Below are 1,585 nucleotides of genomic sequence, written 5' to 3' on the forward strand. Positions count from 1 at the left end.
ACATCTATCATTATAACTACAAACGATTCCAAAAACGACTCAATCATCGAGCTCCGATCGAATATCGAATTTCGATGGCTGCATAGTCTTTTTTACAGTTGTCTACTTGACGGGGATAAGTCCAAACAAGCATAACCCCGTTCTAAATTTAGGACGGGGTTAAAATATAGTCGTTTAATTTTCGACATAAGATACTTCATTGTACTTAAAAATATAACAATAAATTCGTTTAACAACTATTTTCTCTATTTCATGTCGTGGGTTTTCATTTTATCCAATTCTTTTTGTATCTTCTTATGAAAATACTTTCTACCTAGATTCCATTCTATACATAAGAAAAACATCCCTAATAATAGATAAAGGATAAAACCACTAGTACTTTCAATACGACTCGTTATAAACAACCATGTCAGAAATACAATATGTGCTACTGGTAAAATTGCCCCCCAATAGATATTGTTTCTACTTGATAAGAAAAATTGAACAGCTAAAATACCAGCATAAATAAGAACCATTATTCCCCATCTCTTTCTTGTTTATATTTTTCAATAATCAATTTTGCATCTTCTACACTTATCCGATCATCAATCGACAGGCTCTTGATAAATTTAATAAATTCCTCGTTTTCTACGGCATCATTCATTTTTATCTTATCGATTAATCGATCAAGTTTAAGTCTTACTGTTGGGTATGATACCTCATAAACCTTTGCAATCTCTTTTAAAGAACCCATTTGAATTAAGTTACTCAAGTGGGTATTGCTTCACAATCTGGCCCGATTGTTGAATAAAATGACTGGCGTTTTTTAAACAACTTTATTATCTCTGTACACCTAACTCACCTTAAACCGCTTATTTTCACTTACAACACATCCCTTGTTATTTAGGTCTTATGTCATTCACTTTCAAATAAACATTTGTTATATCGAAATCTGAGAAGCCGTTTTTTGATGAGAGTATGATTTTTTAAAGTTAATTCCTAAAAATAACAAAAGAGCTGGATTTTCATCACAGCTCATTTACTGATTGGTTCTGTATGTGTACATGTCGGATATTGAGAACAGCCAAAAAACTTATTTCCAGTTTTATTCGAATTACGAACGACTAAATGATTTTTACATGTTGGACATTTCCGTTCTTCAGGTTTTACCCCTTGATATACATCTTCAGCCGAATATTCGGGATTAATTTTATTAATCAATTTTTGAAGTTCTACACGATCTATTAATTTTACATTGCATGCCTCCGCTAATTCTTTCGCCTGCCTTGTATATACACTGTTCGTCATTTGAAAGGTCGTTTTTTAATTAAAACCTCAATTTTTTCATGTATTCTTTAAATAATGGGATCTGTTAAAGTAAAATGTTGATATTTAATCATTGAAAAAGGACTGTAAAATTTAGACAGCCCTTTTGAATTCTTATAGAACTAAAGCATGCGTTAGTTCCATAAGAATATGTATTGGTTTGGAATAAAGTTTAATCAGAAATGTTTTACAAACCCTTATTTGATAAGAGACAAAAAGAATCCATTTTGAAAAAAGATTGATCAAAACGGAATTCTACTTTGTGAATCATTATACAATT

The 1,585-nt window shown here is 30.9% G+C and carries 2 protein-coding genes and 1 pseudogene; all 3 read right to left on the reverse strand.

Going from position 1 to position 1,585, the window contains the following annotated elements:
- Positions 1–245: 245 nt before the first annotated feature.
- Positions 246–515, reverse strand: a complete 270-nt coding sequence (locus BWGOE10_RS29230; protein ID WP_070146077.1) for a hypothetical protein — start codon at positions 513–515, stop codon at positions 246–248.
- On the reverse strand, positions 515–733 hold the full coding sequence (locus tag BWGOE10_RS29235) for a DUF2089 domain-containing protein (protein ID WP_236736048.1): 219 nt from the start codon (positions 731–733) through the stop codon (positions 515–517). The genes BWGOE10_RS29230 and BWGOE10_RS29235 overlap by 1 nt, the downstream gene beginning before the upstream one ends.
- A 281-nt stretch (positions 734–1,014) precedes the next feature.
- Positions 1,015–1,287 (reverse strand): annotated as a pseudogene (locus BWGOE10_RS29240) (topoisomerase DNA-binding C4 zinc finger domain-containing protein); the annotation flags it as partial.
- Positions 1,288–1,585 lie beyond the last annotated feature (298 nt).

Source organism: Bacillus mycoides, from assembly GCF_001757995.1.
In the GTDB taxonomy this organism is placed as follows: Bacteria; Bacillota; Bacilli; order Bacillales; family Bacillaceae_G; genus Bacillus_A; species Bacillus_A mycoides_B.

Coding starts and splice junctions, on each gene's coding strand:
- BWGOE10_RS29230 (WP_070146077.1), bottom strand. CDS start 515: ATGGTTCTTATTTATGCTGGTATTTTAGCTGTTCAATTTTTCTTATCA.
- BWGOE10_RS29235 (WP_236736048.1), bottom strand. CDS start 733: ATGGGTTCTTTAAAAGAGATTGCAAAGGTTTATGAGGTATCATACCCA.